Annotated in this window: 18 protein-coding genes; 6 read left to right on the forward strand and 12 right to left on the reverse strand. The window is 64.9% G+C overall.

What is annotated here, in order from left to right; genetic code table 11:
- Positions 1-46 precede the first annotated feature (46 nt).
- From F3N42_RS09060 to recC, 8 genes are all read right to left on the reverse strand, one after another.
- A complete protein-coding gene (locus F3N42_RS09060; protein ID WP_150864107.1) occupies positions 47-364 on the reverse strand; it encodes a hypothetical protein in 318 nt (105 codons plus the stop codon).
- A gap of 157 nt (positions 365-521) precedes the next feature.
- Complete coding sequence (locus F3N42_RS09065) at positions 522-2,213, reverse strand: choice-of-anchor I family protein (protein ID WP_150864108.1); 1,692 nt, start codon at positions 2,211-2,213, stop codon at positions 522-524.
- Between the two features lie 166 nt (positions 2,214-2,379).
- Positions 2,380-3,291, reverse strand: a complete 912-nt coding sequence (locus F3N42_RS09070; RefSeq protein WP_150864109.1) for a pseudouridine-5'-phosphate glycosidase — start codon at positions 3,289-3,291, stop codon at positions 2,380-2,382.
- A gap of 96 nt (positions 3,292-3,387) precedes the next feature.
- Positions 3,388-4,743: an amidohydrolase gene (locus tag F3N42_RS09075; protein ID WP_150864110.1), complete on the reverse strand. Its 1,356-nt coding sequence runs from the start codon at positions 4,741-4,743 to the stop codon at positions 3,388-3,390.
- Positions 4,744-4,802: 59 nt separating this feature from the next.
- Positions 4,803-6,011, reverse strand: a complete 1,209-nt coding sequence (locus F3N42_RS09080) for a BaiN/RdsA family NAD(P)/FAD-dependent oxidoreductase (protein WP_150864111.1) — start codon at positions 6,009-6,011, stop codon at positions 4,803-4,805.
- Positions 6,012-6,016: 5 nt separating this feature from the next.
- The gene (gene recD / locus F3N42_RS09085) at positions 6,017-7,840 is read right to left on the reverse strand and encodes an exodeoxyribonuclease V subunit alpha (protein WP_191621324.1); all 1,824 of its coding nucleotides are present in this window, start codon (positions 7,838-7,840) and stop codon (positions 6,017-6,019) included.
- A complete protein-coding gene (locus F3N42_RS09090; protein WP_150864113.1) occupies positions 7,833-11,654 on the reverse strand; it encodes a UvrD-helicase domain-containing protein in 3,822 nt (1,273 codons plus the stop codon). Before F3N42_RS09090 ends, recD begins: the two co-directional genes overlap by 8 nt.
- Positions 11,647-15,204, reverse strand: coding sequence for an exodeoxyribonuclease V subunit gamma (gene recC / locus F3N42_RS09095; RefSeq protein ID WP_150864114.1), 3,558 nt, complete (start codon positions 15,202-15,204; stop codon positions 11,647-11,649). Before recC ends, F3N42_RS09090 begins: the two co-directional genes overlap by 8 nt.
- A gap of 124 nt (positions 15,205-15,328) precedes the next feature.
- Here recC and F3N42_RS09100 point away from each other — a divergent pair, with 124 nt between their 5' ends.
- The gene (locus F3N42_RS09100; protein ID WP_150864115.1) at positions 15,329-15,805 is read left to right on the forward strand and encodes an LEA type 2 family protein; all 477 of its coding nucleotides are present in this window, start codon (positions 15,329-15,331) and stop codon (positions 15,803-15,805) included.
- Between the two features lie 7 nt (positions 15,806-15,812).
- Here F3N42_RS09100 and F3N42_RS09105 read toward each other — a convergent pair whose 3' ends face one another.
- From F3N42_RS09105 to F3N42_RS09115, 3 genes are read right to left on the reverse strand one after another with little or no spacing between them, the layout of a single operon-like run.
- The gene (locus F3N42_RS09105; RefSeq protein WP_150864116.1) at positions 15,813-17,114 is read right to left on the reverse strand and encodes a metal-dependent hydrolase family protein; all 1,302 of its coding nucleotides are present in this window, start codon (positions 17,112-17,114) and stop codon (positions 15,813-15,815) included.
- A 15-nt stretch (positions 17,115-17,129) separates the two neighbouring features.
- On the reverse strand, positions 17,130-18,971 hold the full coding sequence (locus F3N42_RS09110) for an ABC transporter ATP-binding protein (RefSeq protein WP_150864117.1): 1,842 nt from the start codon (positions 18,969-18,971) through the stop codon (positions 17,130-17,132).
- 37 nt (positions 18,972-19,008) lie between these two features.
- Positions 19,009-19,659 carry a hypothetical protein gene (locus F3N42_RS09115; protein WP_150864118.1) on the reverse strand — a complete coding sequence of 217 codons (651 nt, stop codon included), beginning with the start codon at positions 19,657-19,659 and terminating at the stop codon, positions 19,009-19,011.
- Positions 19,660-19,903: 244 nt separating this feature from the next.
- Between F3N42_RS09115 and F3N42_RS09120 the strand changes: the two genes are divergently transcribed.
- The 3 genes from F3N42_RS09120 to F3N42_RS09130 all read left to right on the forward strand — a co-directional run bounded on the left by F3N42_RS09120 (position 19,904) and on the right by F3N42_RS09130 (position 22,916).
- Positions 19,904-20,110, forward strand: a complete 207-nt coding sequence (locus F3N42_RS09120) for a cold-shock protein (RefSeq protein WP_150864119.1) — start codon at positions 19,904-19,906, stop codon at positions 20,108-20,110.
- Positions 20,111-20,282: 172 nt separating this feature from the next.
- Positions 20,283-20,756 (forward strand): CarD family transcriptional regulator, encoded by a 474-nt coding sequence (locus tag F3N42_RS09125; RefSeq protein WP_224784844.1) that lies wholly within the window; start codon positions 20,283-20,285, stop codon positions 20,754-20,756.
- A gap of 327 nt (positions 20,757-21,083) precedes the next feature.
- Positions 21,084-22,916: a hypothetical protein gene (locus F3N42_RS09130; protein ID WP_191621325.1), complete on the forward strand. Its 1,833-nt coding sequence runs from the start codon at positions 21,084-21,086 to the stop codon at positions 22,914-22,916.
- 738 nt (positions 22,917-23,654) lie between these two features.
- On the opposite strand, the gene F3N42_RS09135 is transcribed toward F3N42_RS09130, so the two are convergent.
- Positions 23,655-23,876 (reverse strand): hypothetical protein, encoded by a 222-nt coding sequence (locus F3N42_RS09135; RefSeq protein WP_150864122.1) that lies wholly within the window; start codon positions 23,874-23,876, stop codon positions 23,655-23,657.
- A gap of 137 nt (positions 23,877-24,013) precedes the next feature.
- On the opposite strand from F3N42_RS09135, the gene F3N42_RS09140 reads away from it, so the two are divergent.
- Both F3N42_RS09140 and F3N42_RS09145 read left to right on the forward strand, forming a co-directional pair.
- A complete protein-coding gene (locus F3N42_RS09140) occupies positions 24,014-25,012 on the forward strand; it encodes an AraC family transcriptional regulator (RefSeq protein WP_191621326.1) in 999 nt (332 codons plus the stop codon).
- Between the two features lie 3 nt (positions 25,013-25,015).
- A complete protein-coding gene (locus tag F3N42_RS09145) occupies positions 25,016-25,504 on the forward strand; it encodes a DUF456 domain-containing protein (RefSeq protein ID WP_191621327.1) in 489 nt (162 codons plus the stop codon).
- The last annotated feature ends 59 nt before the right edge of the window (positions 25,505-25,563 follow it).

Below are 25,563 nucleotides of genomic sequence, written 5' to 3' on the forward strand. Positions count from 1 at the left end.
GCGGGGTGCATTGTCCTGTAACAGAAGTTGGGTTGCGTGCGTAGAATCAGTGCCCACAAGTCGCGTCGATCCGGGACGCATCGGCCGTGGCCAGTCGTGGCTCGGTGCGCCCCGGATCTACGCTTTGGTCCACGCTCCCTTCAGCGTGGCGGCTCCCCCCATCAATCGTTTCGGCCCCATCTTCGGCCCCCTCGCAGGCCGGCTGCGGTGGCGCCATCGTGCCGGTGACCTGCTCTTCGGCGACGGTCTCGGCCAGTTGCCCGGCCAGCTGCGCCAGTATCGCGCTCGGCGCCTCGTTGCGTGCCCCGGAGATCGCCAGCCAGGCGGCTGAGAGTAAAACGATCATCCAGCTGAAAGCGCGCATCCTGCAGGTCCTTGTCTTTTCTTGACGGCTTTTTTGTCGTTACCTGCAGTACCGCGCCGCGTGGCAATAGTTGGTTCAGGCCGAGAAAAATTTGACGCCGGACAACAAAACACCCCGCCAACCGGTCCGGCTGACGGGGTGTTTCCAGGGCGCAGGGTCAGTCTTTCAGGACTTCGAAAATCGTCGTCGTGCCACTGATCTCGAAACCCACCACCAGCAACGGCGTTCCCGTCGGCGAGTCCTCGGCCTTGATGAAGGCCAGGCCTTCCGGACCCAGGTCACCGGCATCGACGCCTTCGAGGGTTTCTTCTTCCTCGTCGTTCTCGGCGTTGAAGTCGCGGGTGTTGATGTAGTCCACGTAACGGGCGTCTTCGGGCATCGACACGTCGAAGATCATGATGCCGCCGACACGCTCCAGGCCAACGAAGGCGTAATCACGCCCGAATGCCTTGCCGACAATCGCGGTTTCGGGCTCCGGGCCCTTGTCGTCGCTGCGGTCGTCGAAGGTGTCGTTCTCGTCGTTGGTGCTGTTGAAGTTGTCGGCATCGGCCAGGGCCGTGACCTGCTCGATGGTGTCACCGGAGTCCCAGACCAGCTCGCCGTCTGTGCTCCAGATGGAGATCGAACGGGCGCCGTAGGACACCAGGTGATCGTAGTCGCCATCGCCGTCGGTGTCACCCTCGGTGCCAACGACCTTGATGCGGCCCAGGTTCTCGTCTTCCTGCAGCCAGTCGGCATTCGGGAACGCGGCCGGGTCCAGGTCGACGTCCTTCACGCGGATTTCGTCCAGGTAGACGATGCACTCGTCGTCATCAGCCTCGCCGTCGTTGAAAGTGCCGGCCTGGTCGATCAGGTCTTCGCAGTAGGCCTCGTCTTCTTCGTTGTCTTCCTCGATGTCGAAGATGTACTCACGGCCGTCACCCTCGTTGGCGGTCAGCAGGTAACTCTTGCCCTTGACCCGGAACGAGGCGATGGAGTCCGGCATGAACGCGCCATGGACCGGCCATTGAGTGATGTTGATGGCGTCATCTTCATTGCTGGCGTCCAGGCCGTAACCCGGGATCGAATGGTTCTTCAGGCCCAGGCCGAGAATGGCCGTGACCGTGGCGCTGGCCAGGTCAACCACGGCGATGCCGCTGTTTTCCTGCAGCGACACCCAGGCCGTTTTCGAGTCATGCGACACGGCGCTGAACTCGGGCTCCAGGTCCTGCGCCAGCGTGGCGCCGAAGGGGCGCGCGGCGCGCAGGCCGGCCGGCAACGGCTGGTCATTGAACGCGGTAAACGTGGCCTGCGCGACGCTTGCCGCCAGCGGACCACCGGACAGGTCGACCACCGTGATGGAGCCTTCCGGGTCGACCTGGTAATCGCTGCTCGGCTCGCCTTCATTCGCGATCACGGCGTAACGGCCGTTGGGCGAGAAGGTGATGGCATCCGGCAGCGCGCCGGCGCCCACGGCGCTCAGGAACTCGCCGTCGGTGTTGTAGAAGGCCGCCCAGCCATTGGCCTGCTTGTCATCGTTCTCGACCGCGATGGCCACCAGGCCGTCACGCACCGCCACGCTGTTCACGCCGCCGGACTCCGGCAGGGCAGCCGACACGTCGATGTCGAACAGCTTGGTGGGGTTGGTCGGGTCCGCAATATCGAGGACATCCACGGCGTTCTCGCCGGCGTTGATCACGAACAGGCGCTGCGTGGCCGGGTCGTGGGCGACGATTTCGGCGGCGCCGTCATCGAAAATGCCAGTTTCGTAAGTGCCGAGAGGCGCCAGGGTAATGTTCTTTTCCTTCGCCGCTTCGGCGTTGGTGACCGCGGCCATGATGGCAACGGCGAGCACGGTGTGCTTGAGCATGGACTCTCCCTCATGTGGGTTGGATGCTGGGAATCCACCAAGCTATTCGCGCAACGTGACCCGAAGATGACGCCCCGGTGACGGTGATGTGACAGATCATGCAATGGCGAGACATGAATATGACAAAGCCGTCATATTCACGCTGGATGTGCGCCACGGTGCCGGTTTACAACTGGCGCGCGATCTCCGCGGCCAGCCGCGCATTGGAAACGATCAGCGCCTGGTTGGCCTGCAGCGACTGCCCGCCGGTCAGGGCCTCGACGCGCGCCAGCAGGAACGGGGTCAGCGCCTTCCCGGACACGCCCGCCTCTATGGCCTCGCGCACGGCGGTCTCGTTGACCTGGGCCATGGTTTTCACGCCCAGGGCGTATTCGGCGTCAATCGGGTTGGCGATCACCACGCCATCCAGGCCCAGCTGCCATTGCAGCCGCAGCATGTCGGCGATCGCCGCCGGATCGTCCAGGCGCAGGCTGGCCGGGAAGCCGGAGTCGCGGGAGTAGAAGGCCGGCAGCGTGTCAGAGCCCACGGTGACCACGGGCACACCGTGGGTTTCCAGGTACTCCAGCGTCAGGCCGATATCGAGAATGGATTTAGGGCCCGCACAGACCACCGCGACCGGGGTCCGCGCCAGCTCCTTCAGGTCGGCGGAGATATCGAAGCTGCGGTGCGCGCCGGGGTGGACACCACCGATGCCGCCGGTCGCGAACACGCGGATACCCGCCATCGCGGCCACGATCATCGTGGTCGCCACCGTGGTACCGGCCGTGCCGCCGCGCTGCAGTACCGCCGCCAGGTCGCGGCGGCTGCACTTGTCGACGTCTTCGCCGGCGCGGGCCAGCCGCTCGAGCTGCGCGTCATCCAGGCCAACGTGGATACGGCCGTCGATGATGGCGATGGTGGCTGGAACCACACCCGCGTCGATCACGGCCTGCTCGGTGGCGCGGGCGGTCTCCAGGTTATGGGGCGCCGGCAGGCCGTGGGTGATGATGGTCGATTCCAGCGCGACCACCGGCCGGCCTTCATTCAATGCAGCCGAAACCGCTTCACTGGTACGCAAGTGCAGGCTTTTGTCGCTCATGGACCATTCACTGTTCTGGCTTTAGCCATTTGGGCAAGGCGGCTATAGCCAATCTGGCGAATCGGCTATAGCCAGTTCTGCAGGAGGCGGCCGGCGTCAGTCGCCACTCGCCGGCATCAGGTCCATCAGCGCCACCACGGTGGATTCCACACCGGCGCGCACGGCGGGCTCCGGGGTGATCTTGAACAGCGGCGAATGGTGGCTGGGCACCGGTTCGCCGCCGGCGGCCTCGCGGTCGAAGTCGGCCTGCGGGGTGCCGCCGATGGCCCAGTACACCATCGGGATGTCCGGGTCGGTGGCCAGGATCGGGAAGTCTTCGGCGCCCATGCCCGACGGCGGGTTCTCGACCACCGCGTCGTCGCCCATTTCTTCCTGCCATGCCGAGCGCAGGCGTCGCGCCAGGGCGGCGTCGTTGACCGTCGGCGGTACGCTCTCCTCGGAGATGATCACTTCCGGTAGCTTGTCCTCCGGCAGGCCGGCAACGCGGCCCATGTTCACGGCGATACGCTGGATGCCGTTCAGCAGCAGCTCGCGGGTCTCGGGGCTGGTGTTGCGCACCGTCAGCTGAAGGTGCGCGCGGTCGGAGATGATGTTGTGCTTGGTACCGGAGTGGAATGAACCGACCGTGACCACGCCCGGCTCGCGCGGGGCCAGCTCGCGCGACACCAGGGTCTGCAGGGCCAGCACGATTTCACTGCCCAGCACGATCGGGTCCTTGCCGCGATGCGGCGCCGCGCCATGCGCGCCGACACCGTGGATGATGATGTCAACGGTATCGGCGCCGGCATAAGGGCTGCCCTCGGTGACGTTGATCTTGCCGGCGACATCCCCCGCGGACACGTGGAACGCCAGCGCGTAATCGGGCTTGCCGAACTTTGCGTACAGGCCGTCCTCCTTCATCATGCGCGCGCCGATGATGCGCTCCTCGGCGGGCTGCACCAGCAGCATCAGCGTGCCGGACCAGTCGTCGCGGCGCTCGGCCATCTGCCGAGCCGTACCCACCAGCGCGGTGATGTGCACATCATGGCCGCAGGCGTGCATGGTGTAGACCTCTTCGCCGGTGATGGGGCTCACCTGCTGGTGTTCCGAAGCGTACTCCAGGCCGGACTTTTCCTGCACCGGCAGGCCGTCCATGTCGGCGCGCATCATCACCAGCGGTCCGTCACCGTTCTCCATGATCGCCACGACGCCCGTACCACCAATACCCTCGGTGACCCGGAAACCGGCCGCGCGCAACTCGTTGGCCATGCGCATCGCGGTCTCGTTTTCGATGGTCGACAGTTCCGGGTAGCGATGGAAATGCTCGTACAACGGCCACAAATGACTGTCGTAATCGGCCTTGACGCTGGTGGCCAGGTCGCCACCAGAGACCTGCGCCTGCGCGGCGGGGGCCATCAAGGCAGCGGCGACAAGCGCGGCCAGGGCGGCGCGAACGGGGGCGATGTGCTTCATGGACATTCCTCTGAGTGTGCTGTTGGTGTTATGCCATTGAGTCTACCGGAACGCGCCGCTCAGAGCGCCACCCCGGCGGCGTGACCCGATGACCACGCCCACTGGAAGTTGAAACCGCCCAGGTGGCCGGTCACGTCGACGACTTCGCCGATAAAGAACAGCCCCGGAGTATTCGATTCCATGGTTTTAGAAGACAACTGCCTGGTATCGACGCCGCCCAGCGTGACCTCGGCGGTGCGGTAGCCCTCGGTGGCGGCGGGCTTGATCTCCCAACCCTGCAGGCGTTCGGCGACTGCCCGCAGTTGCCGGTCGGGCCAGTCAGCAAGCGGCTTTTCCGCCATCTGTGGCCACCACTCGGCCTGCAACGTCATGACCAGGTTTTTGGGCAACAGCGTCGTGAGTGATGTGCGCAGCGTCGCCCGCGGGTTCGACGCCTTGAAGGCCAACAACGCCTGTTCGGCGTCGTGCCCCGGCAACAAGTCAACCTGGATGGACTCACCCGGGCGCCAGTAGCTGGAGACCTGCAGGATGACCGGGCCGCTCAGGCCGCGGTGGGTGAACAAAAGGTCTTCCCGGAAGCTGGCGCGCTGGTTCGCCACGATGGCTTCGCAGGACACACCGGACAGGGCCTTGCACAGGGCCTGGGTTTCATCGGTCAACGTGAACGGCACCAGCCCGGCCGTGCGTGGCAATAACGCCAGGCCAAACTGCTCGGCGAGCTGGTACCCGAACCCGGACCCGCCCAGGCTGGGGATCGACAGGCCGCCGGTGGCCACCACCAGGCTCTCGGCACTGAACCGGCCCTGGTCCGTGGCCAATTCGAAATGACCGGCATGGCGCGCTTCCGAGGTTTCGCAACGCGTCAGCACCGTGACCCCGGCCTTCTCGCACTCCGCCATCAACATCGCCACGACCTGTTTCGACGACTCGCGACAGAACAGCTGTCCACTCAGGCCGTTGACGGTTTCCTTTTCGAAGTACTCGATCCCGTGTGATTCCACCATCGCGATGAAATCCCATTGGGTATATCGGCTCAGCGCGCTCTTGCAAAAGTGTGGATTGGCGGACAGGAAGCGGTCCGGCGCCGCATGCAGGTTGGTGAAGTTGCAGCGGCCACCGCCGGACATCAGGATTTTCTTGCCCACCTTGTTGGAGCGGTCAAGCACGATCACGCGGCGGCCGCGGCGCGCGGCGGTAATCGCGCACATCAGGCCGGCGGCGCCGGCGCCCAGGACAATAACGTCTGCTTGCAAACGGGAGGTGGACATCGACGTCATCCGCTGGAGCGGTGCCCCAGGCCCGACATCCTGACGGTCCTGCGGTTGGTCATCGCTTGAATGACGCCGGGGCCGGCATGGATATCCAGCGCCTTCGCGGCCCTTGTGATGCCGGTATAGAGCAACTCCCGCGTGAGCACCGGGTGGTCGTTCATCTGGTTGGCGTCATCGGGCAGCACCAGCACGACCTTGTCGTACTCCGAGCCCTGCGACTTGTGCACGGTCAGCGCATAGGCGGTCTCGAACGCCGGCATCTGTGCGAACCGGATGGCACGCGGGCTGTCCCCGGGGAAGCAGGCGCGCAACTCGCCGTGCTCGGTGTCGATCACCCAGCCGGCGGGACCGGGACTGTCATCACCAGGTTCGTCATCGGTAATTTCACGTACCGGCAGCACCAGGCCGATATCACCGTTGTAGAGTTTCCGCTCATGATCATTGGCGGTGACCATCACCGGGATGCCGGGGTACCAGGCCTGTAGCTCGCGGCGTGAAGGCTGGCCGGTGGCGTGTTCATGCCGGCCGCCGAAGCGGCGCTCCAGCCGGGCATTGATGCCGGCCACGCCGGCGGGACCGGCGCGCAGGGCGCAGAGCAACTGGAACCGGCCATGGAACTTGAGCAGCTCAACGACACTGTCGTGCGCGGCGACCTTTTCCACCAGGGCCTGGTAGTGGTTCGTGGCATCCTCCAGCCAGGCGGGTGCCGCACCCGGTGAGTTTTCCACCACGTGCCGGACGATCCCGTTGTCGAGCAGGGCCTCGCCTGGGGCCTGGCCGGCGTTGACCACCTGAGCCAGGTCGTTGATGGCCTGGATGCTGCGGTGATTGGTGCTGAGCACCGCCACCGGGGCGTCCTCCGCACCATACACCGAATCCGGCCCGCCACGGCAGAGCTCGGCGAGCACGCCGCCGGCCTCCACCGAGGCCAGCTGGTCGCGGTCACCCAGCAGCACCAGCCTGCCGTGATCAGGCAGCGCAGCCAGGATGCGCGCCATCATCGGCAGGTCCACCATGCTGGCCTCGTCGACGACCAGCACGTCCAGCGGCAGCCGGTTGTGCGTATCGAAGCGCGGTTTGGGTGTGTGCCGGTAGATGCCCAGCAACGAGTGCAAGGTATGGGCCTTGCCGGGCAGCGTGGCGACATCGGGCCGGCTGCCCCTGGCGGTACCGCCCTCGAGCACGCTGCGCAGCGATTCCATCATGCGATTGGCGGCCTTGCCGGTGGGCGCGGCCATCTCGATGCGCAGCGTCGGGTCGGCCTCCAGCAGCAGGGTGATGATACGGGCCACGGTCCAGGTCTTGCCGGTGCCGGGGCCGCCCGTGATAACGGCCAGGCGGCGTGTCAACGCGGTCTGCACGGCGGTGCATTGGCCTTCGTCCAGGCCGGCGGTCACCACCTCGACCGCGGGAAGCCGTGCCTGGGCGAGTTGGCGGACTCGTGAACACACGCCTTGCTCGAAACGGAAATACTTCTGCAACCATAGCCGGCGCCCGTCGGCCGAACGAACCAGCGGTGTTGCCGGGCCGGCGTCGCCGCCGCTGCCGGCATGCGCCGCGACCGCGCAGGCGGTCTCCGGCAGGGCGCAGACCGATTCCGGGCCCAGGCCATCAAGCAGTTCATCCAGCGTTGGCTCGTGCAGCTCCCGGTACAGGTCCAGGTCCAGGCAGGTGTGTTTCAGGTGCAGTGCGAAACTGGCCGCGGCCGCCAGCCGGCCCGCCGTGGCCCGGCCGGCAGGGTCCGCCACCAGCCGCGTGGCCACCCAGTCGGCAAAGCTGATATCCAGCTGGCGCAGGGACGGGTGCCGATCGCGGCGGTCACTCATGGTGGTCTCCCGCCAGCGCGCGGTCCAGGCGCTCGACGCTTTCCAGCGAGGGCCGCGTGAACCAGGCGCCGTGATCCGGGTAATCCGCCAGCCCCATGCCGCGCAGGAACAGGTAATAGACACCGCCGAACCGGAACTCGCCATCGTCGAACCCATAACGCTCGCCCAGGCGGCGTCGGAAGTGCCGGTGCGCCGCGACGGCATAGATCATGTACTGCAGGTCGTAGCGATGCTCCGCGATGGATGCGCCCATGCCCGCGTGGTCATAGAACCGCGGCGCACGGCCCAGGGTGTTGGACTTGTAGTCGACCACGTATATCCGGCCGTCGTGGACGAAGGTCAGGTCGATGGCGCCAGTCATCAGGCCGCTGATCGGACCGTAGCGATGGACAGGCGCCTGGCCGGCGGCGGCCAGGGCGGCGTTGATGGCGTCGAAATCCGTAATACCATCGCCACCGATGGCAAAATCAAAGCGCATCTCGGGAATCGCGCAACCGGCGGCGAACAGCGTATCCAGGCAGGTGCCCTCGAACGGGTGATGCAGGCAGTCGTTCATCCAGGTCGTCACGGCCTGCGCCAGGGCGGTGTCATCCAGGCCGGGAGTTTCCAGCCCGTAGCGCGTGACCCACTGACGGGCGATCTCACCCAGGTCGACCGCGGCCGGCTCGCCGGTGCCGGCCGGGGCGCGCGTCAGCGCATAAGTCTCGAGAATATCGTGCAGGCAACTGCCGGTATTGGCCGAGCCCGGCAGCGCGAAGCGGATGTTATCCGCCCAGCCCGAATCGTCTTCGACAACGGCGACTTCCACCGCCGGGGCGTTGCCATCGTCATCGTCCTTAACCCCCAGGCGCGGCGCCTCGCCACGGACCAGGCCGGTGTAGCTGGTGATACGCCAGTGGCTCTGTGGCAGCTGCACGGCGGGAAGCGCCGGCACCAGCGCCTGCGCGGCGGCGGACCCGGCTTGGTACCGCACCGGGCCAACCTCGCCCGCTACCGCGTAACCGACGGTGCCCGGCGCGCCGCCGAAGCGCTGTTCGAGCGCAATTCGGATTTCCGCGAATGAAGGCGCGTCGGGAACGGCACCGTTTTCGTCGGCCGGCAGCGCCAGCAGGTGGCCCCACACTGACGCCGCAAATTGCGGCGCCCTGGAGTTCCGGTACGACGCGCTGATGCCCACGTGGCACTGGTACACGGCGCGGGTCATGGCGACGTACAGCAGGCGCATGTCCTCGGCCAGGCGCTCGCGCTCCAGGTGCCGGGTCACTTTCGTCGTGTCACCACCGAACTCGACCACCGATTGCCAGTGGTCACCGCGGTCTTCGCGATAAAGCGGCGGACCCTTGTCCAGGCTGGTGTTCCAGGGCATGAAGAAAAACGGCAGGAACACCACCGGGTACTCCAGGCCTTTGGCGACATGAATGGTGACGATCTTGACCAGGTCCTCGTCGCTCTCCAGACGCACACGGCGGACATCCTCGTCCAGGTGACTGTCATCACGCAGGCAGTCGGCGTACCAGTCCACCAGCTGCTCCGGCGTGGCGCAGTCCAGGTCACGCTGCTGCAGCAGGTCGCCCAGGTGTCGCAGGTCGGTGAACAGGCGGTCGCTGTCTTCGCGCCGGGCAATCGCGGGCAGGAGCCTGCGTGCCGGCTGCGAAAGCAACTGGTTGATCGCGGCCAGCACCCCGTGGCGAAGCCAGGTCTCACGGTAGCCGCCGAACTCGGCGATGACCGCCTCCAGGGCATCGTCATCGATTTCTATGTTTGCGAGCTCGTCAAAACCGTAACCAAACCCGCGCATCAGCGGCGTGGCCAGCGCCGACTTCAGGCGCCGGCGATCGGTGCACTGGTCCATGGCCATCAGCACCAGCAGCAGGTCTTCGCTCACCTCCGAGTCACTGAAGACGCTGTCGCGCTGGCTGGCGAACACGCTGCGCAGGCCGATGTCCGGCTGCGCCAACGCCTGGCGAATATCGCGGGCTTCGTGAGCGCTGCGCACCAGCACCGCGATATCACCGGGTGTCAGGGGCTGCTCTTCGCCGTCGGCGCCGACCGTTTTCGCGCCGTGAACCGGATCCAGCAGCGCGGAAATTCGGGCCGCGGTGTCACGGGCATAAAGCCGCTTCAGCGGGTCGCCGTTCAGCTCCGCTTTTTCCGGCCGTTCAGCCGGGTGGCCGATAAACACCAGCGCCTCGTCGCCCATCGGGCTTTCGCCACCCAGGCGGTAGTCGCGTATCCGCCCGGGTGCCGCCTCCTCGCAGGACCGCACCGCCGTGAACGGCATGCCTTTGAAGACAAACGACAGCGCATCGTCATCGCCGGCGGGTGGCTCCGCGAACAAGGCGTTAACGGCTTGCACCAGCAGCGCTCGGCTGCGCCAGTTGGTGTCGAGGTCATAGATGCCCTGGTTCTTGTCACCCCCGGCACATGCGGAAGCGACCTGGCCGCGCACATCCAGGTAGGCAAAAATATCGGCGCCACGGAACCCGTAAATGGATTGCTTGGGGTCGCCGATCATGAACAGCCCCGCGCCCGGCGCCCTGGCCGCCGGGGTATCGTAAATGCGCTTGAACATACGGAACTGTTCCGGATCGGTGTCCTGGAACTCGTCCACCAGGCACACCGGGTACGCCTGCGCGATGGCGGCCTGCAGCGCCGGCCGGGTGTCATCGCGATCAAGGCGCTGGTTGATCAGGGTGATGACCTCGTCCAGGGACATGTCGCGCAGGTCAAGCCCCGCGCGGGCCTGCACCAGCGTCCGGTAAACCGCCGCGCGGGCCAGGTGAGCGACCTCTTGCCGCGCGTCCGGAAGACCAAACAGGTGGTCACGAACACGTACCAGCAACTCCACCGGACCAGTCGTGCCAGGCGGCACCTGGAGTTCGGCCAGGTCCTTGAAGTAGTCGGACGCACCCGCCCCGGCCACCGCATCGACAGGCAGGGCCAGGTTCTTTTCAATGTATTTGATGATGTTGGTGACCCGCCCAGCGGCCACCGGTGAGTCTTCAAGCTCGCCCAGGGCTTCCACCAGCACGGCCTTCGTCGCCGCCCGGTCCGACGCACCGTCCTGCAATGGAAACGCCTGCGACCACTCATCCGCCAGGTCCTGGTGCGCCTGGCATAAAGCGGTCTGTGCCTGCACCACCGCATCCATGACTTCCCAGGCATCACCGGGCGGCAACGCGGGACGAACCTCGGCCGAGTCGCCCTTCACCCTGTTCCAGTACTTGCGAAAATCTTCCAGCTGCGGCCGGCCCAGCAAGGCGTAGACCAGGCCGGGCGCGCCCGTGCTCGCCGCCAGGCGCCGGAACAGGTCCGTGACGATGCGCTCGGAACGCTCACCACCGGTGTGACTGAGCTGGACATCATCGATCGCGCCGGTTTCGAACAGGAAGCTGGCCGCCGCCTTCACCGCGAAACTGTGGATGGTCGAAATACCGGCCTCGTCCATGTTCACCAGCGCCCGCTGCAACCGAAACAGCATGGCCTTCATGCGTTCCGGGTCGTCATCGATCAGCGCGCTGATGCGGGGGTCATCACTATGCCCTGCACGCAGGTCTCGCCAGGCCTTCTCGACCAGGGCGCGAATCCGCCCACGAAGTTCGCCGGCGGCGGCGCGCGTGAACGTCACCACCAGGATCTCTTCAATGCGCCTCGGCGTCGAAAAATCCAGCCCTTCGCCGACACCCAGCACAAGCCGCAGCACCAGGTGGGCGATGCTGTAGGTCTTGCCGGTGCCCGCGCTGGCCTCCACCAGCCGGCGTCCGCTCAACGGGAAACCGGCGGAATCGAAATGCTCGACGTTTGACTCACTCATCGCTACCCCCCTTCGCCCAGCGGTTCACGGCTTCGACCATCGCCGCCGAGGTGTCCAGGAACACCGGCTCCAACAGGGCTTCGGGCGTACCATAATAGGCCCGCTCCACCAGGTTGCCGCGCATGGAGTCATCACGGCCAAACCCGGATTCGTACCACTTTTTCCGGACGAGCTGACGTTGTTCATCCGGATCCAGGTCCACCAGTTCGGCGCTCAGTTCCGGGTGAAAGGGTAACCCGCCGTGAGCATGTGCCAGGTAGAGGTTGGCCAACCCAGAAAGCAATTCGATATGCCGGCGGCGATCAGCCAGGAAGTCCGCATCAAAACGCAGGCCGACGTACTCACCGTTGAGCTTTCGCCTGTCAGCCGCCGACTTCGCGCCACCGAACACGCCCCACGCCTCCGTCAACCCACCGTCGTACGAACCGGCCAGCACGGCCGTTCGCAGGTAGAAATCCAGTAGCGTTTTGAACTTCAGGCCGCTTGCGGACTGGTAGCGATAGGCGGCTTCATGCAGTGGCAGGGTGCCTGTGATGCGCAGGCTGGCCACCGGGCCGGTGGCGGTGCCAGCAACGGGAACCTCCAGGCGGATGGCTACATCGCTGGCCGGGCCGGCCTGGGCACGGAAAAACAAATAGGGCTCACCGAGCTCATCCAGTTTCTTCGCGGCATGCTGGCCCGCGCTGCCCATCGGCCACTGCCCCCGGGCCTGCAGCGACCGGACCAGGCCGTCAATCTGACGCTGTTTCTCCGCCGCCTGGTCCGCATCTGGACTTAGCGGGGACTGGTTAATCCGCCGCAGTAACGCGTTGCCCCGTTGCCAGGCCGCCAGGCCATCACCGGAACCGAGCATTTCCTCGTCTTCGACCTGGTCCTGATTAAGGCCCAGGCTGACACCATGGCGACGGAAAAACCACTTCGCCGGGCGGGTAAAGAAGGCGATGAAATCGTCAAGATCGACCTCGGCCGGGGTTTCCGTGGACACCACGCCGGCGTTCCACCGTGCGCGCAGGACACCGGGTTCCTCACCATCCTGGCCAGCGCCCCGCGCAGTCGCCTGTTCGGTGGCGATCGCCCAGGACGCCGGATCCAGCGAGAACCGCCGACTGTCCTCACGGGACCGTCCGCCAAAGTAAGACGGGCTGAAAGGTTGCAGGGGATGACGGGTGTAGAGCCGGCCTTCGCGAAGCTGGCCTTCCTCATCGAAACCGTCGGTGGCATAGCCGTCGCGCAGGTAGTCCATCAGTTCGGACGCCACCACGGACGGCTCGCGGGCCTCGTTGCGGTGCATGTCCTGGCCTATATAGCTGACATGGAAGGCCTGGCGTGCCGACAGCAGCGCCTCGAGAAACAGCCAGCGGTCATCGATGCGGGCGGAGCGGTCGCCTGCACGGTAGTCGTCGCGCATCAGGTCGAACCCGGGGCGGTCGATGCGGCGGGGGTAATCCTCCATGTTCATGCCGAGCAGGTAGACGACCTTGAACGGCACGCCGCGCATGGGCAGCAGGCTGCAGAACTTCACGCCCTCGCTGAACGGGTGACGCATGCCGCTGCCCTGCCTCAGCACTGGCGCGATGGCGGCCCGTACCACGTCCAGCGGCACCGTCCCCGTAAACCACCCTGACTCACCGGCCCGGGCCAGTGACTCCAGCCCCCGGCGCAGTTCTGTGAACGCGGGCCGGTCTTCGTCATCCGGTTCGAAAAGGTCATTCAACATCCCACCCAGGGTGCTGGCCCAGGCGGCCGGCGACCGGTCCCTCGCCAGCAGCTCACGGTAATGTTCGAGGCGCCGCCAGAAGCGCAGGAACCCGTCGAAGGCGGCCGCGTGACCGCCCTCGATGTCATCCAGCGGCTGCACGCCCAGGATGTTCGTATCACCATCCGCCGACATCGCGTATCCCGACAGCATGCGATCGAGCCCGAACGCCCAGCTGAATTCGCTAAAGGCGGCGCCGGTTTCCGCCTGCCGGTGCGCCGCGTCACGCCCCCAGCGTACGCCGGCATCGATCAGCCAGCGCCGGATTGATTCGAAATCGCCGCGTTGCAGGCCAAACCGGCGCTGCACCGAGGGTAGCTCCAGCAGGCCCAGCACCTCTGAAAGCGGCAGCCGGCTCTCCGGCAACTTGAGCAACGATTCAAAGCCATTCAGCACCGGCGATTCTTCCACCAGGGTCCGGTCGGCGATGTGGTAGTCAATACGCCGGCCATCGCCGCGTTCCGCGCCGCGCTCGAACACCGCCTTGATGCAGGGCACGTAGGGGGCCACGCGCGGCATCATCACCACCACATCGCGGGGGTTCAGGTCCGGGTCACGGTCGAACAGGTCCAGCAGCTGGTCATGCAGCATCTCAACCTCGCGCAACGGGCCATGCGCGTTGTGGAAATGGATGCTGGGGGCGCCATCCGTCTCGCCTGCGGGCAATGGCAGGGGCTCGCCTTCATCACCGGTTAGCGTTGCGATTTCGCCGCGGAAGCTGAGTTCCAGGATGTCCTGATGCACGGCGGTGAGCAGCCCACGGTCCCGCTCCGGATCCGGGTCGGTAAAGGCCTGGTGGTCCTCGACGCCCGCAGCCAGCTGGTACTCATCGGACTTTCGGTAAACCAGTTCCAGGAAGTCGCGAACCTGCTGGCCCTGCGCCGCCAGCAGCGGGTTGCCCAGTTCCGGGGGCAGGCCCGTCGCCTGCTCTCCGGCCCGGTATCGCGCCGCTTCTTCGCGGATGGCCTGGCGCGCGGTGGGGATGTCGCACCAGTGCGCCTCGCAGGGGTTGAACAGGTAGAGGCTGACATCAACGTGGCGGGCAAGGCCCATCAGTACGTCCAGGTCGGACTCCGGCAGCGCCGTGACACCAAATACGGACAAGCGCCTGAACGGCAAAATCGCCGGATCGAAATCGCCCGACAGCCGATTGCACAGCGCACGGTGAATACCGGCCCGGTGGGCCTTCCGCGAAGGCGCCGGGGCCCCATCACCGGCCACGCGGATGAATCGCCAGATGGCGCGCTGCCAGGCCTCCGCCGATCGCCAGCTTTCCGACCATTCACGCCGGGTACCCGCCGGCTCGTCCCGGTCCCAGCCATCCACGATCCACCGCGGCCGGAACACCTGGTACTGGTCGAACAGGTCGGCCACGCGCGCCGCCAACTGGTAGCGCTTCAGCGCCGTCAGCGATTCTCCGGCATCGTCACGGTCCAGGTATTGGTTCACCGGCGCCAGCTCCGGCCGGGCCATCAGTTCCGGGTCTTGCAGGGCCGCCAGGATCCGCCAGGTCATCTCCAGCTTGTTCAGCGGAGTGACCTCGGGAATATCTTCGGCAACCACCACTCGGGCCAGGTCCCAGAAAAACTGCGAGAACCGCGGATACTGAATATTGGCCGCGACGCCATGCAAGCGCGCCAGCTGAAGATTCACCCAGGCGCCCATGGCCGGGTTTTCCAGCAACACCGTTTCGCCCTCCAGCGGGCCCATGCCGGGCGGCGCCTGGTCCAGGCGCACGGCCAGTTGCGCGAACAGGGTCTCAATCCGGTTGGCGTGGTAGATTTTCAGCGACATCGGCGGGTCGATTGCTCCTGGGCGGGTCGGCAGGAAACCATGTTAACGGCGGACGTTATCAGTGCGTGAGAATCCATGTACAGCGCACCGTATACTGGGCCTGACCATTCCCGGGGGAGGTGCCATGACCACGCCACTTTATCGCTTACTCACCATCCTTTCAGTGCTGCTGCTCACTGCCTGCGCCACGCTGGACCCCGACTACGAGGAGCCGGTGGTGAGCCTGGCGGGCATCCGGGCCCTGCCGTCGCAGGGCGGCATGCCCAACTTCGAGGTCAAACTGCATATCGTCAATCCGAACGATTTCGACCTGGACCTGGAGGGCGTCGTGTACACCATCGCGCTCGACGGGCATGAACTGGTGAAAAGCGTGGGCAAGGGTTTTCCGGTGATCGAGAGCTATTCAGAGGAGACCTTGACCCTGACCGGCAGCGTCAACCTGCTGGAGGGCATTCGCCTGTTCGCCGACCTGATGCAGTCCAGCGGCAACGAACTGGACTACGCCTTCAAGGCCAAGCTCGACATGGGTGGGCTGCACCCGTCAATCCGTGTGAACGAAACCGGCAAGCTGGACCTCGCGACCATGGGCCAACGCCGGTAAGGCCGGCTCAGCGCTTGTAGACCACGCCTTCCTTCATCACGAATCGCACATCTTCCATCACGGCGATGTCGTCGAGCGGGTTGCCGGCCACGGCAATGATGTCGGCGCGTTTGCCGGCGGCAATAACGCCGCGATCATCCACGCCCAGCAGGTCGGCTGCATGGATGGTCGCCATGAGCAGGGCATCGACAGGCTCGATACCGTTCTTTACCAGCGCCGCGAACTCCCGGCCGTTGACCCCGTGCGGGTACACGCCCGAATCCGTGCCCAGCGCCATGTTCACGCCGGCCCGGTAGGCGTTCTCCAGGCTCCCCACCACCAGCGGGACCAGGTAGTCACTCTTCTCGCGCACCTCGGCCGGGGTGTTGTCCGGCAGCGGCATGTCGTTGATGTACAGGTTGGGCACCAGGTAAGTGCCGCGTTCCTTCATCAGCCGGATGGACTCGTCGGATAAAATCGAACCGTGCTCGATGGATGCCACGCCCGCGCGCACCGCCGCGTTGATGCCGTCGGTGCCATGCGCGTGCGCGGCCACCTTCAGCCCCAGCTTGGTGGCCTCGGTGACGATGGTGCGCAGTTCGTCTTCTGAATACTGCTGCGCGCCAATGGGTGCCGACTTCGAGAACGAGTACACGCCCGCGGTGGCGCAGACCTTGATGACGCGCACGCCGTGCTTGGCCTGGTAGCGCACCGCCTTGATGACCTCGTCGACGCCGTCAGACACCCCCTGCTTCGGCCCCAGTTCCATGACGCCGGGCGCAAACCCGGTGACATCGCAGTGACCACCGGTGATGGATATGTAGTGACCGGCTGGCCAGATATCCGGGCCGGGCACCTCGCCGCGGTTGACGGCGCGCATCAGCGCCACGTCCGGGAAACCCGGCAGCGCGCCCAGGTCGCGCACCGTGGTGAAACCGGCCTGCAGGGTCTTGTCAGCAAACACCACGCCGCGAATCGCCCAGTCGGGCGCGGTTTCCATCACCGGCGTGGTAACCCAGTTATCGCCGGTAAAGTAGTCGCCGGTGATGTGCGTGTGCATGTCGAGCAGGCCGGGCAGCAGGGTCATGTCACCCAGGTCGATGCGCTCGGCGCCATCGGGGATGCGCGCCGGGTTCACCGCGGTGATGCTGCCGTCCTCGACCAGCACGGTGACCGGGCCGGTCACCCGCCCCCGCTCGGGTTCGAACAACCGCTGGGCGGTAATCGCCTGGACGTCGGCGATGGCCGGCGTGGTGAAAATCGCCAACACCCCCCAGGCGGCCAGGAACTGAATGCGGACCCGGAGTCTCCGGTTGATAAGGTGGTTCATCGTGCTCTCCTTAGTTTATTGGTATCCCGCCGCCTGCAGGGAGAACAGGCTGGCGTAATGCCCGTCCATCGTCATCAGTTCGTCGTGGGTGCCGCGCTCGATAATATGGCCGTTCTCGATCACGACGATCTGGCTGGCCATGCGCACGGTGGAAAAACGGTGCGAAATCAGGATGGCGATGCGGTTTTCCGTCAGGCGGCGGAAATGTTCGAAGATGGTGGCTTCGGCGGCGGCGTCCATGGCCGCGGTCGGCTCATCCAGCACCAGGATATCGGCCTGCTCGCGCATAAACGCACGCGCCAGCGCAATCTTCTGCCACTGGCCGCCAGACAGCTCCTGGCCATCGGCGAACCAGCGCCCCAACTGGGTTTCGTAACCGTCGGGCAGGCCCTCGACCAGGGCGTCGGCCATGCCCTTCCGGGCCGCATCACGCCAGCGGGTTTCGTCATCGATATGGCGCACATCGCCCACGCCGATGTTCTCGCCCAGGATGAACTGGTAACGCGAAAAGTCCTGGAAGATGACACCGATGCGGGCGCGCAGGGCGGCCTCGTCCCACTCGGCCAGGTCCAGCCCGTCGAGCAGAACGCGCCCGGTGGTCGGCGTGTAAAGGCGGGTCAGTAGCTTGATCAGCGTGGTCTTGCCGGAGCCGTTTTCACCCACCAGCGCCAGCGAATCACCCGGGCGGATATGCAGGTCGATATCCACCAGCGCGGGACGGTTGGCCCCGGGATAGGTAAAACCGACCTTTTCGAAGCGGATGCCGTCGCCTGGCAAGGGGCCCTCGGACAGGCCCGACCGCGCTTCGGGCACCGGCGTTTCCAGGTATTCGTACAGGGTCGACAGGTAGAGATTGTCCTCGTACATGCCGCCGATAGCGGTCAGGCTGGCCGACACAGCCGACTGCCCCTGGCGGAACAGCATCAGGTACATGGTCATCTGCCCCAGCGTGATCCGTGTGGTGACCGCGGCCAGCGCGATCCACGCATAGGCACCATACAGTGCAGCCGTGCCAATCAGGCCCAGCAAGAAACCCCAGCCGTCACGGCGGATGGCCAGGTCACGGTCGCGCCCGTACAGGCGCAGGAAGATGTCCCGGTAGCGCCCCAGCAACAGCGGGCCCAGCCCGAACAGCTTGACCTCCTTGACGTTGTCCTCGCGCGCAATCACCGATTCCAGGTAGATCTGCATGCGGGTATCGGGCGAGCGCCAGCGGAACAGCGAGAAGGCGTCCCCGGCGAACCGGGTCTCGGCAATGAAGGACGGCAGGCCGGCCACGACCAGTACCAGCACCGCCCACGGAGAAAACTGCACCAGCAGCACGCCGTAGCTGGCCAGCGAGATCAGGTTCTGGGCCAGCCCAAAGGTCCGGTTCACCAGCGATAGCGGCCGGCTCGACGCTTCCCGGCGAGCGCGGGTCAGCTTGTCGTAAAACTCGCTGTCCTCGAACTGGGCCAGTTCCAGCTGTGCCGCCTTCTCCAGGATCATCATGTTGACGCGCTGGCCCAGCTGGGCACGCAACAACGCCTGGCACAACGAAATGCCGCGCTGGCAGAACGCCAATGCTGCAACGATGCCCGCCTCGGCAGCGACCCATCCGAAGACGTCGCCCATCTGCAGGACGCCATCGGCCGTCCACGTGGCGGTGGCGGCCACCACCGCATCAATGATCTTCGCGCCGACCCAGGCGATACCCGCCGGCAACAGGCCGGCCACCAGGGTCAGCACGGCCAGGGCAATGGTCAGCCCCCGGTGGGTCGTCCAGACCAGTTCCAGCGCGCGTCGAGAGTAGCGGAATACGCCAAAGAAGCCCTGGGTGACGGCTTCGGTGGGCGGCGGTGGGGGCGGTCGCGGCATCAGGCCATTATGCCCATTCGTCGTGCATCAATCCGGTTCAGCGTTTTGCCGGGTTTTCCAGGCGCTGCTGGCAGATGCGCAGGAAGCAGAACTGGGCGTTGGTCGCCAGGCAGCCGGCGTTCACGCCCTGGGCGATAAGCGCGCAATAGCTCTCGGCCCGTGGACTCGCAGCCGGGTCTTCGGCAAGCGCGAGGTAGCGCTCCAGTTCGAGTGCTTCGCTGAAGGGCTCCTGGCAGGCGCCCAGGAATCGATGCGAGGCCCGGCCTTCGCGACTGGAATCCACGCAGTTCTGTCCTACCGAGGCATCGGCGCCGGATTCATGCGCAGGCACCACGGTCACGCGGTTGCTGGTGTCGGCCGCATCACAGTCGCTGGCGTTGGTGTAGAACGTGGAGCCATCCGCCGCCGTGCACTGCAGAATCCGGTCTGAATAACCGCTGGCATCTGCGCCGGCGTCAGCGGCGGGTGAGCGGCGATCAACCGGGTTTGAGGGCATGCCCGGCGGGTTGGGTCCCGATCCTTCCGGCGCCGGCAGGCTCAACACGCGCCATACGCCGGCCACGGCCAGGCCAACGACCACCACGGCGGCCAGGGTCATCCAGCGCGAACGGCGGGCGCGGGCCTTCTGAACCCGGCGTTCTTCTTCACGCCAGTTGCCCAGTGGGGGCCTTTGGGACGAGTCACTCAACAGTTCACCCGGAAATTCATAAACTTAAGATAAAGCTTGAGTTTTTCACAACTTGGGCCTATTGTTCAAAACAAGAACGGTGATCTGAAGGCAATAACGCCAACGGGCGCCGCTCGGTAGTAGAGATTGATTGCACATCCCTGAAATGTCCCAGAAGTATACCTCCGGTGTTACCTTCCACAGATTTTTCCGCGACTGGCGATTGATCGATTCGTTTTAATTTTTTACCTACAGGTGATTTCAAATGGCTACAGGCACTGTCAAGTGGTTCAACGACGCCAAGGGCTTCGGCTTCATCCAGCCGGCTGACGGCGGCAAGGACCTTTTCGTGCATTTTTCTTCCGTCCAGGGTTCCGGCTTCAAGTCTCTCGCAGAAGGCGATTCCGTGACTTTCGAAGTGGAAGACGGACCGCGCGGGCCGCAGGCCACCAACGTCGTCAAGGCAGGCTGAACCTGCCCCGATAGACCGCACGTTGATCACCCCGCCGCCTGGCGGGGTTTTCGTTTACAGACAAACACTTGGCGCTCGCCGCGTTGCTTTTCATGCCAAAATCGTGTAAAATGTTGTTTTTCCTACGGTTAGTTCTTTAACCCCTGATATTTCAAAGGAAAGGCTCATTAACATCCGAAAAGGCGACGCAGTACATCACCCCCAACACGGCATCGGCCAGGTTCAATCCATCCGCGAAAAAAGCTTCTACGGCGAGGAAGCATCCTCCTTCGCCAAGCTTTATTTCGAACGCGACGACCTGACCCTGATGTTGCCCGAAACCGAGCTCGACGAGACCGTTCGCGAGCCCATCTCCTCCAAGGACGCGCGCAAGCTCCTTGACGAACTCAAAGCCTGGAAAGGCAAACCCAGCAAGCAATGGAAAACCCGCGCTCGCGCCAACCAGGCGGCGATCGACTGTGGCGACCCGTTCGAATACGCCAAGGTCTACAAGGCCCTGTGCACGCTCGAGTCGGAGAATGCCCTGCGCGCGCAGGACCGGGCCCACCTGACCCAGTCCACCAACCTGCTGGTTGACGAACTGGCGCATTCGCTGCGCAAATCACCCGACCAGGCACGCGCGCTGCTGAACAAGGCGTCTGGCTGACACAAGTTCCGGTAGGGGGAAAAGGAAACGCCGCCCGGCGAAAGGCGGCGCTTCGAGGAGGACAGCCCATGTATTGGCCGAACGGACACGGCCGGGCTTCCCTGGGGGTTGGAGAGTGTTCCCGGTGGCTTCAGTTGGGTCCCTGCGAAGGTCCGCCGGAAGTTCACCCTCATACCTTTAAACGCAAGCCGGTCCGAAATCGCATCATCGGCTCATCGCAGGGTGGCCGGGGTGCGGCTGGCCTCGTGACACTGGCAATTCGGCCAGGCGACCCCATTTAGCTTGAACCTGTCCAGCACGCGACGCATTCACCGGGCCCCGAACACCATGAGCACCGAGCAGACGAACCAGACCCACGCCGAGGCCGGGCTCTACGCCTTCGACCAGTGCAAGGCCTATCCACTGCCTGACAACCGCATCCTGGTCCGCAACCCGCGCAGCGGCCGGCAGGCTGTACTGACCCCCGATGTCTACTCCGCGCTGACGGCCTGCACACAGTTCCGTACCCTGGCCGATCACGCCGCCCGCCTGGCCAGTGACAACCCGGCCCTGAACGGGCAGGAAGGGGCCATCGTCCAGGTGCTGGACTCGGTTCGCCGGGACGGTTTGCTGATTTCCGCACAGATCTACGCCACCACGCTGGGCGGCGCCGTGAATCCGCGCCTGAATTCCGACCGCCCGGTGGTTGCCATCATTACCTGGGAGCGCCCTGACGCCCTGGCCCGCTGCCTGGATTCCCTGGCCGGGCATTGCGAACTGTCGAACGCCGTCGCGTTCTACATCATCGATGACTCGCGCCAGGCGGCGAACCAGGCCCGCAACCGTGAGACGACTTCCGCGTTCGCGGAGCGCACCGACACACCGGTTCGCTACATGGGCGAAACCGAACAGCGCCAGTACCTGCAACAGTTGATCACTGCCGTCCCCGCGCACGGCGAGGCGATCCGGTTCCTGGCGGACCGTGACCGCTGGACGGATTACTGGACCAGCGGACTGGCCCGCACCATGGCGCTGCTGGTGTCGGCAGGCCGCCGCCTGCTGGTGCTCGACGACGATATCCTGGCCGTTCCCCATGAACCCTATCGTGGCGATGGTGCGCCGGCCTTCTCCGAGGGCGGCCGCGAGGCCGCGTTCTTCGCCAATGATGACGACTGGCAGGAATTCCGCGCCAGTGACGATACCGACCCGATGCTGCGGCACCTGCGCTACCTGGGCGCGTCACTGCCGGCCGCCCTGGGCGCCATGGGCACCGGCGAGTTGCCGCTGTCCAGCTTTGAAGGCGCGACTGTGCCGTTCATGGAAAGCCTGGGAGATGACTCCCGGGTCCTGGTTACCGAATGCGGTTCACTGGGTGACCCGGGAACGTCCCGGCTGGACTGGATCACCGGCCTGGACGGCGCATCGATGGAGCGCCTGCTGGCATCGGATGACAGCGTGGATTGCGCCCTGTCGCGGCGCAACGGCTGGAGCGGGCAGTCCCGCCCCACCCTGTCGCCGCGGGCCAATATGTCGCAGTTCACCGGGCTGGACAATCGCCACCTGTTACCGCCCTATATCCCCGTTTTCCGCGGGGAAGACCGCCTGTTTGGCGACATGACCGCCTTTGTCCACCCCGGGTCCGTCGCCCTGGACGATGCCTGGGCCGTGCCGCACAAACCCATTCCCGAGCGCCAGTGGACGGACGCCGACCGGCAGCTCAAAACGCCTTCCGCTTTTCCTGCCTTCGCCATGGACTGGGTCCGTGACCATGCGGACGACCGCCGTGGCGAGGAGCCACTGGCCCGGCTGCGTCGCCTGGCGCAGTTGTACGCCGACCTTGCCGAACTCGACCATGAGGCGATGGTCGAGTTGCACACCGACTACCTCCTGCGCGCGCGGGCGGATGACTATCGTCACCTGAAAGCCCTTCAGGGCGTTGCCACGGACGCGCCAGCGGCGTGGCAATTGTTGATTGGCAAGGGCGTGGAGCGGCTGAATCGTGAGTTGGCCGGTGAGCCCGTCCCGGGGCCGGTCACCGGGCACCCGGAAAACCTTCGCGGGGAGTCACTGACGGAATGGTGGCGGGTGTTCTGGCGGGACTTCGGCCGTGCGTTGCAGGCCTGGCCCGCTATCCGCCAGGCCGCCCTGAGACTGAACGGCACCCTGCCAGCGGACAAATAGTTCAGCCGAAATCCTGTTTCTGGGTCACGAAACCGCGCCATCAGGGCCGGATATGGCCTTTTTTAGCGACCAGGCACCAAAAGCAGTGCGTAAGTTATTGATTTATTCCGCCTGTGGATAATTTTGTGGATATTCGCGGGATAAATAAGTCATTAACGAAGTGAATGGCCTGATTTTCCGGGTTTTCCCGCGTCTCCCCGGTTTATCCCTCCTGGACAGTCATTCGTCTCACCCCTGACACGATACTGTCAGGGTTCGCGTCCATGCTTTCAGGCAACCTGGAAGGAGTGTGACCCATGAACCTGATTCAGAAAATCAGCCATGACCTGGTCTGTGAGCGGCGAATGACAAACAGGGACCAGCCTGTCGCTGGCAGGAAAGAAGGTGCCGGCCCCCACCCAGTGAACAGGGAGGAGGAGCCACTGAAACGTCGGGAACCGACACCTTGCAAGGGTGGCCCCGGTGCATATCCAGGGTAGGGGGGGAAGAAACCACTGAATGTCGTTGCCCCGGGGCCATAAACCACGTTGTTAAAAATGTCCCGGTGCCGAATCCAAGGTTTGGGGGGGGAGTCAAAGCCACTGGACTGTACCGGCACCGGGACGTCAAACCCGACAGGGGGCGTTCTCCTGTCTCCTCCCCTAGAAAATCTTGACCACGACGCTCAAAACGTCAGGGCCAAGTTGACCGCAATCGCGATCAGTGAAACGAATACGACAAAACGCGCGATGTGCTTCATCAGTGCCTCCTGCTCGAAAGCCTGGACGTACCCAGGGCGGCCAGGGTCGGCGCGGCCGGGTCTGCCCGTTCCGGGGCGAGCATCAGCAACTTCCGCTCGGCCAGGGCCAGGGCCTTGTGCATCCGCTCCAGTGCCACCTCCGATACGGTCGATTTTTCGCGTTCGATCATGTCCCGCCAGAAATCAATTTCGGCGAGAAGGTGGCATTCCTGGGATGACATCAATTGGTTCCGTACCCGTTCAATGATGCGCATGGTACGGATCGGGCCCATTGCGGGCTTGTCATTATCAGACAGGGGTTTGACCCGGCCCGGGCCCGTCAACCAGAATAGGGATGCGCGTCTCCCGGGGGGTAAACATGTCAGTCCTGGCACCATCCATCGGCATCTGGTGGAGGATCATCGAGTCCTATGGCCTCGATCCGGACCCCTATTTCCGGGCCGAGGGGCTTGATGTCGTATGGCCGATCGAGCCCGGCACACGGGTGGCCTACGACGCCATCGACCGTGCGCGGGCCCATGCCGCCCGGGATACCGGTGACCCGGATTTCGGCTTACGCACCGCGGCCCTGGTTCATCCCAGCCACATCGGTGCGCTCGGCTACGCCGTCCTGGCCAGCTCCAGCCTGTTGAACAGCTTTCAGCGCATGCACCGCTTTATCCGGGTGGTGAACGATGACAGCCATTTCGACATTGAGGACCGCGGCAACACCTTCGTGGTCAGCCTGTCGGTCAACAAACCATCGGCGAATGCGCGTGTGCGGGATGACGGCATGATGGCCTACGCGGTCGCACTGTCGCGCCTGAATGCCGGGCCAGAGACCAACCCTTCGCACGTCAGTTTTAGCCTGGACCGTCCGGCGGACATCCAGGCCTACGATGCACTGTTCCGTTGTCCGGTTCATTTCGGCAGCGAACACAACGAGATCGGCTTCAGCAAGAAGGACGCGGAGCGCCAGTTGCCCAGCGCCAACCCGGTGTTGGCGCAGATGCATGACCGCATCGTTATCCGCCGGCTCGCCAGCCTGGACCGCGACAACATCCCCAACCGCGCCCGCGCCGCGATCATGGCGCAGTTGCCTTCGGGACATATCAGCGACGAGACCGTGGCCAGCGCGCTGAACATGACCTCGCGCACGCTGAACCGCAAGCTCAAGGTAGAAGGCCTGAGCTTTCGATCGATCCTCCAGGACGTGCGGCAGGACCTGGCCCGGCAGTACATCGAGGACGCCTCGCTGACACTGACCGAGATCACCTTCCTGCTGGGGTTTTCGGAGATGAGTTCATTTTCACGCGCGTTCAAGAACTGGACCGGACAATCACCCAGCGCGGCCCGGGCCGCCGATGACGAGGGCTAGGCGATGGACCTGACAGTACTGTGGTGGATCCTGGCCGTGTTGCTGGTTGTTGGTGGCCTGGCGGGCACGATCATCCCGGCATTGCCGGGCGTACCCATGGTCTTCGCGGGACTGTTTATCGCCGCGTGGATCACGAACTTCGAGCCGGCAGGGCTGTGGACCCTGGTGATCCTCGGCGCGTTGACCGCGATCGCCTGGCTGATCGATTTTCTTGCCGCGGCGCTGGGCGCCAAGCGCCTGGGGGCCAGTCCAAGGGCGTTCTGGGGCGCGATGTTCGGCGCCATCGTGGGGATGTTCTTTGGCCTGGCCGGCATCCTGCTGGGGCCCTTTGTCGGCGCGTTCGTCGCCGAAATCTCCGGCGGACGGGCCGTGCAGGACGCGGGGCGTGCCGGTGTCGGTGCATGGATCGGCACCGTGCTGGGTGCCGCCGCCAAGATCGCGATCGCCTTCCTGATGGTCGGCTTCTTCATCCTTCGCCAGTTCTTCGCCTGACCGCCTGGTACGGCGTACCGCCAAAAAAAAGCGCCCGGCTGGGCGCCGGGCGAGTAAAG

Origin of the sequence: Marinihelvus fidelis, assembly GCF_008725655.1 — a bacterium.
GTDB classification, from domain to species: Bacteria; Pseudomonadota; Gammaproteobacteria; order Xanthomonadales; family SZUA-36; genus Marinihelvus; species Marinihelvus fidelis.

Bases quoted from the DNA above. Each gene is read 5' to 3' on its own strand.
- F3N42_RS09060 (WP_150864107.1), bottom strand. From the start codon at position 364: ATGCGCGCTTTCAGCTGGATGATCGTTTTACTCTCAGCCGCCTGGCTG.
- F3N42_RS09065 (WP_150864108.1), bottom strand. From the start codon at position 2,213: ATGCTCAAGCACACCGTGCTCGCCGTTGCCATCATGGCCGCGGTCACC.
- F3N42_RS09070 (WP_150864109.1), bottom strand. From the start codon at position 3,291: ATGAGCGACAAAAGCCTGCACTTGCGTACCAGTGAAGCGGTTTCGGCT.
- F3N42_RS09075 (WP_150864110.1), bottom strand. From the start codon at position 4,743: ATGAAGCACATCGCCCCCGTTCGCGCCGCCCTGGCCGCGCTTGTCGCC.
- F3N42_RS09080 (WP_150864111.1), bottom strand. From the start codon at position 6,011: ATGTCCACCTCCCGTTTGCAAGCAGACGTTATTGTCCTGGGCGCCGGC.
- recD (WP_191621324.1), bottom strand. From the start codon at position 7,840: ATGAGTGACCGCCGCGATCGGCACCCGTCCCTGCGCCAGCTGGATATC.
- F3N42_RS09090 (WP_150864113.1), bottom strand. From the start codon at position 11,654: ATGAGTGAGTCAAACGTCGAGCATTTCGATTCCGCCGGTTTCCCGTTG.
- recC (WP_150864114.1), bottom strand. From the start codon at position 15,204: ATGTCGCTGAAAATCTACCACGCCAACCGGATTGAGACCCTGTTCGCG.
- F3N42_RS09100 (WP_150864115.1), top strand. From the start codon at position 15,329: ATGACCACGCCACTTTATCGCTTACTCACCATCCTTTCAGTGCTGCTG.
- F3N42_RS09105 (WP_150864116.1), bottom strand. From the start codon at position 17,114: ATGAACCACCTTATCAACCGGAGACTCCGGGTCCGCATTCAGTTCCTG.
- F3N42_RS09110 (WP_150864117.1), bottom strand. From the start codon at position 18,971: ATGCCGCGACCGCCCCCACCGCCGCCCACCGAAGCCGTCACCCAGGGC.
- F3N42_RS09120 (WP_150864119.1), top strand. From the start codon at position 19,904: ATGGCTACAGGCACTGTCAAGTGGTTCAACGACGCCAAGGGCTTCGGC.
- F3N42_RS09130 (WP_191621325.1), top strand. From the start codon at position 21,084: ATGAGCACCGAGCAGACGAACCAGACCCACGCCGAGGCCGGGCTCTAC.
- F3N42_RS09135 (WP_150864122.1), bottom strand. From the start codon at position 23,876: ATGTCATCCCAGGAATGCCACCTTCTCGCCGAAATTGATTTCTGGCGG.
- F3N42_RS09140 (WP_191621326.1), top strand. From the start codon at position 24,014: ATGTCAGTCCTGGCACCATCCATCGGCATCTGGTGGAGGATCATCGAG.
- F3N42_RS09145 (WP_191621327.1), top strand. From the start codon at position 25,016: ATGGACCTGACAGTACTGTGGTGGATCCTGGCCGTGTTGCTGGTTGTT.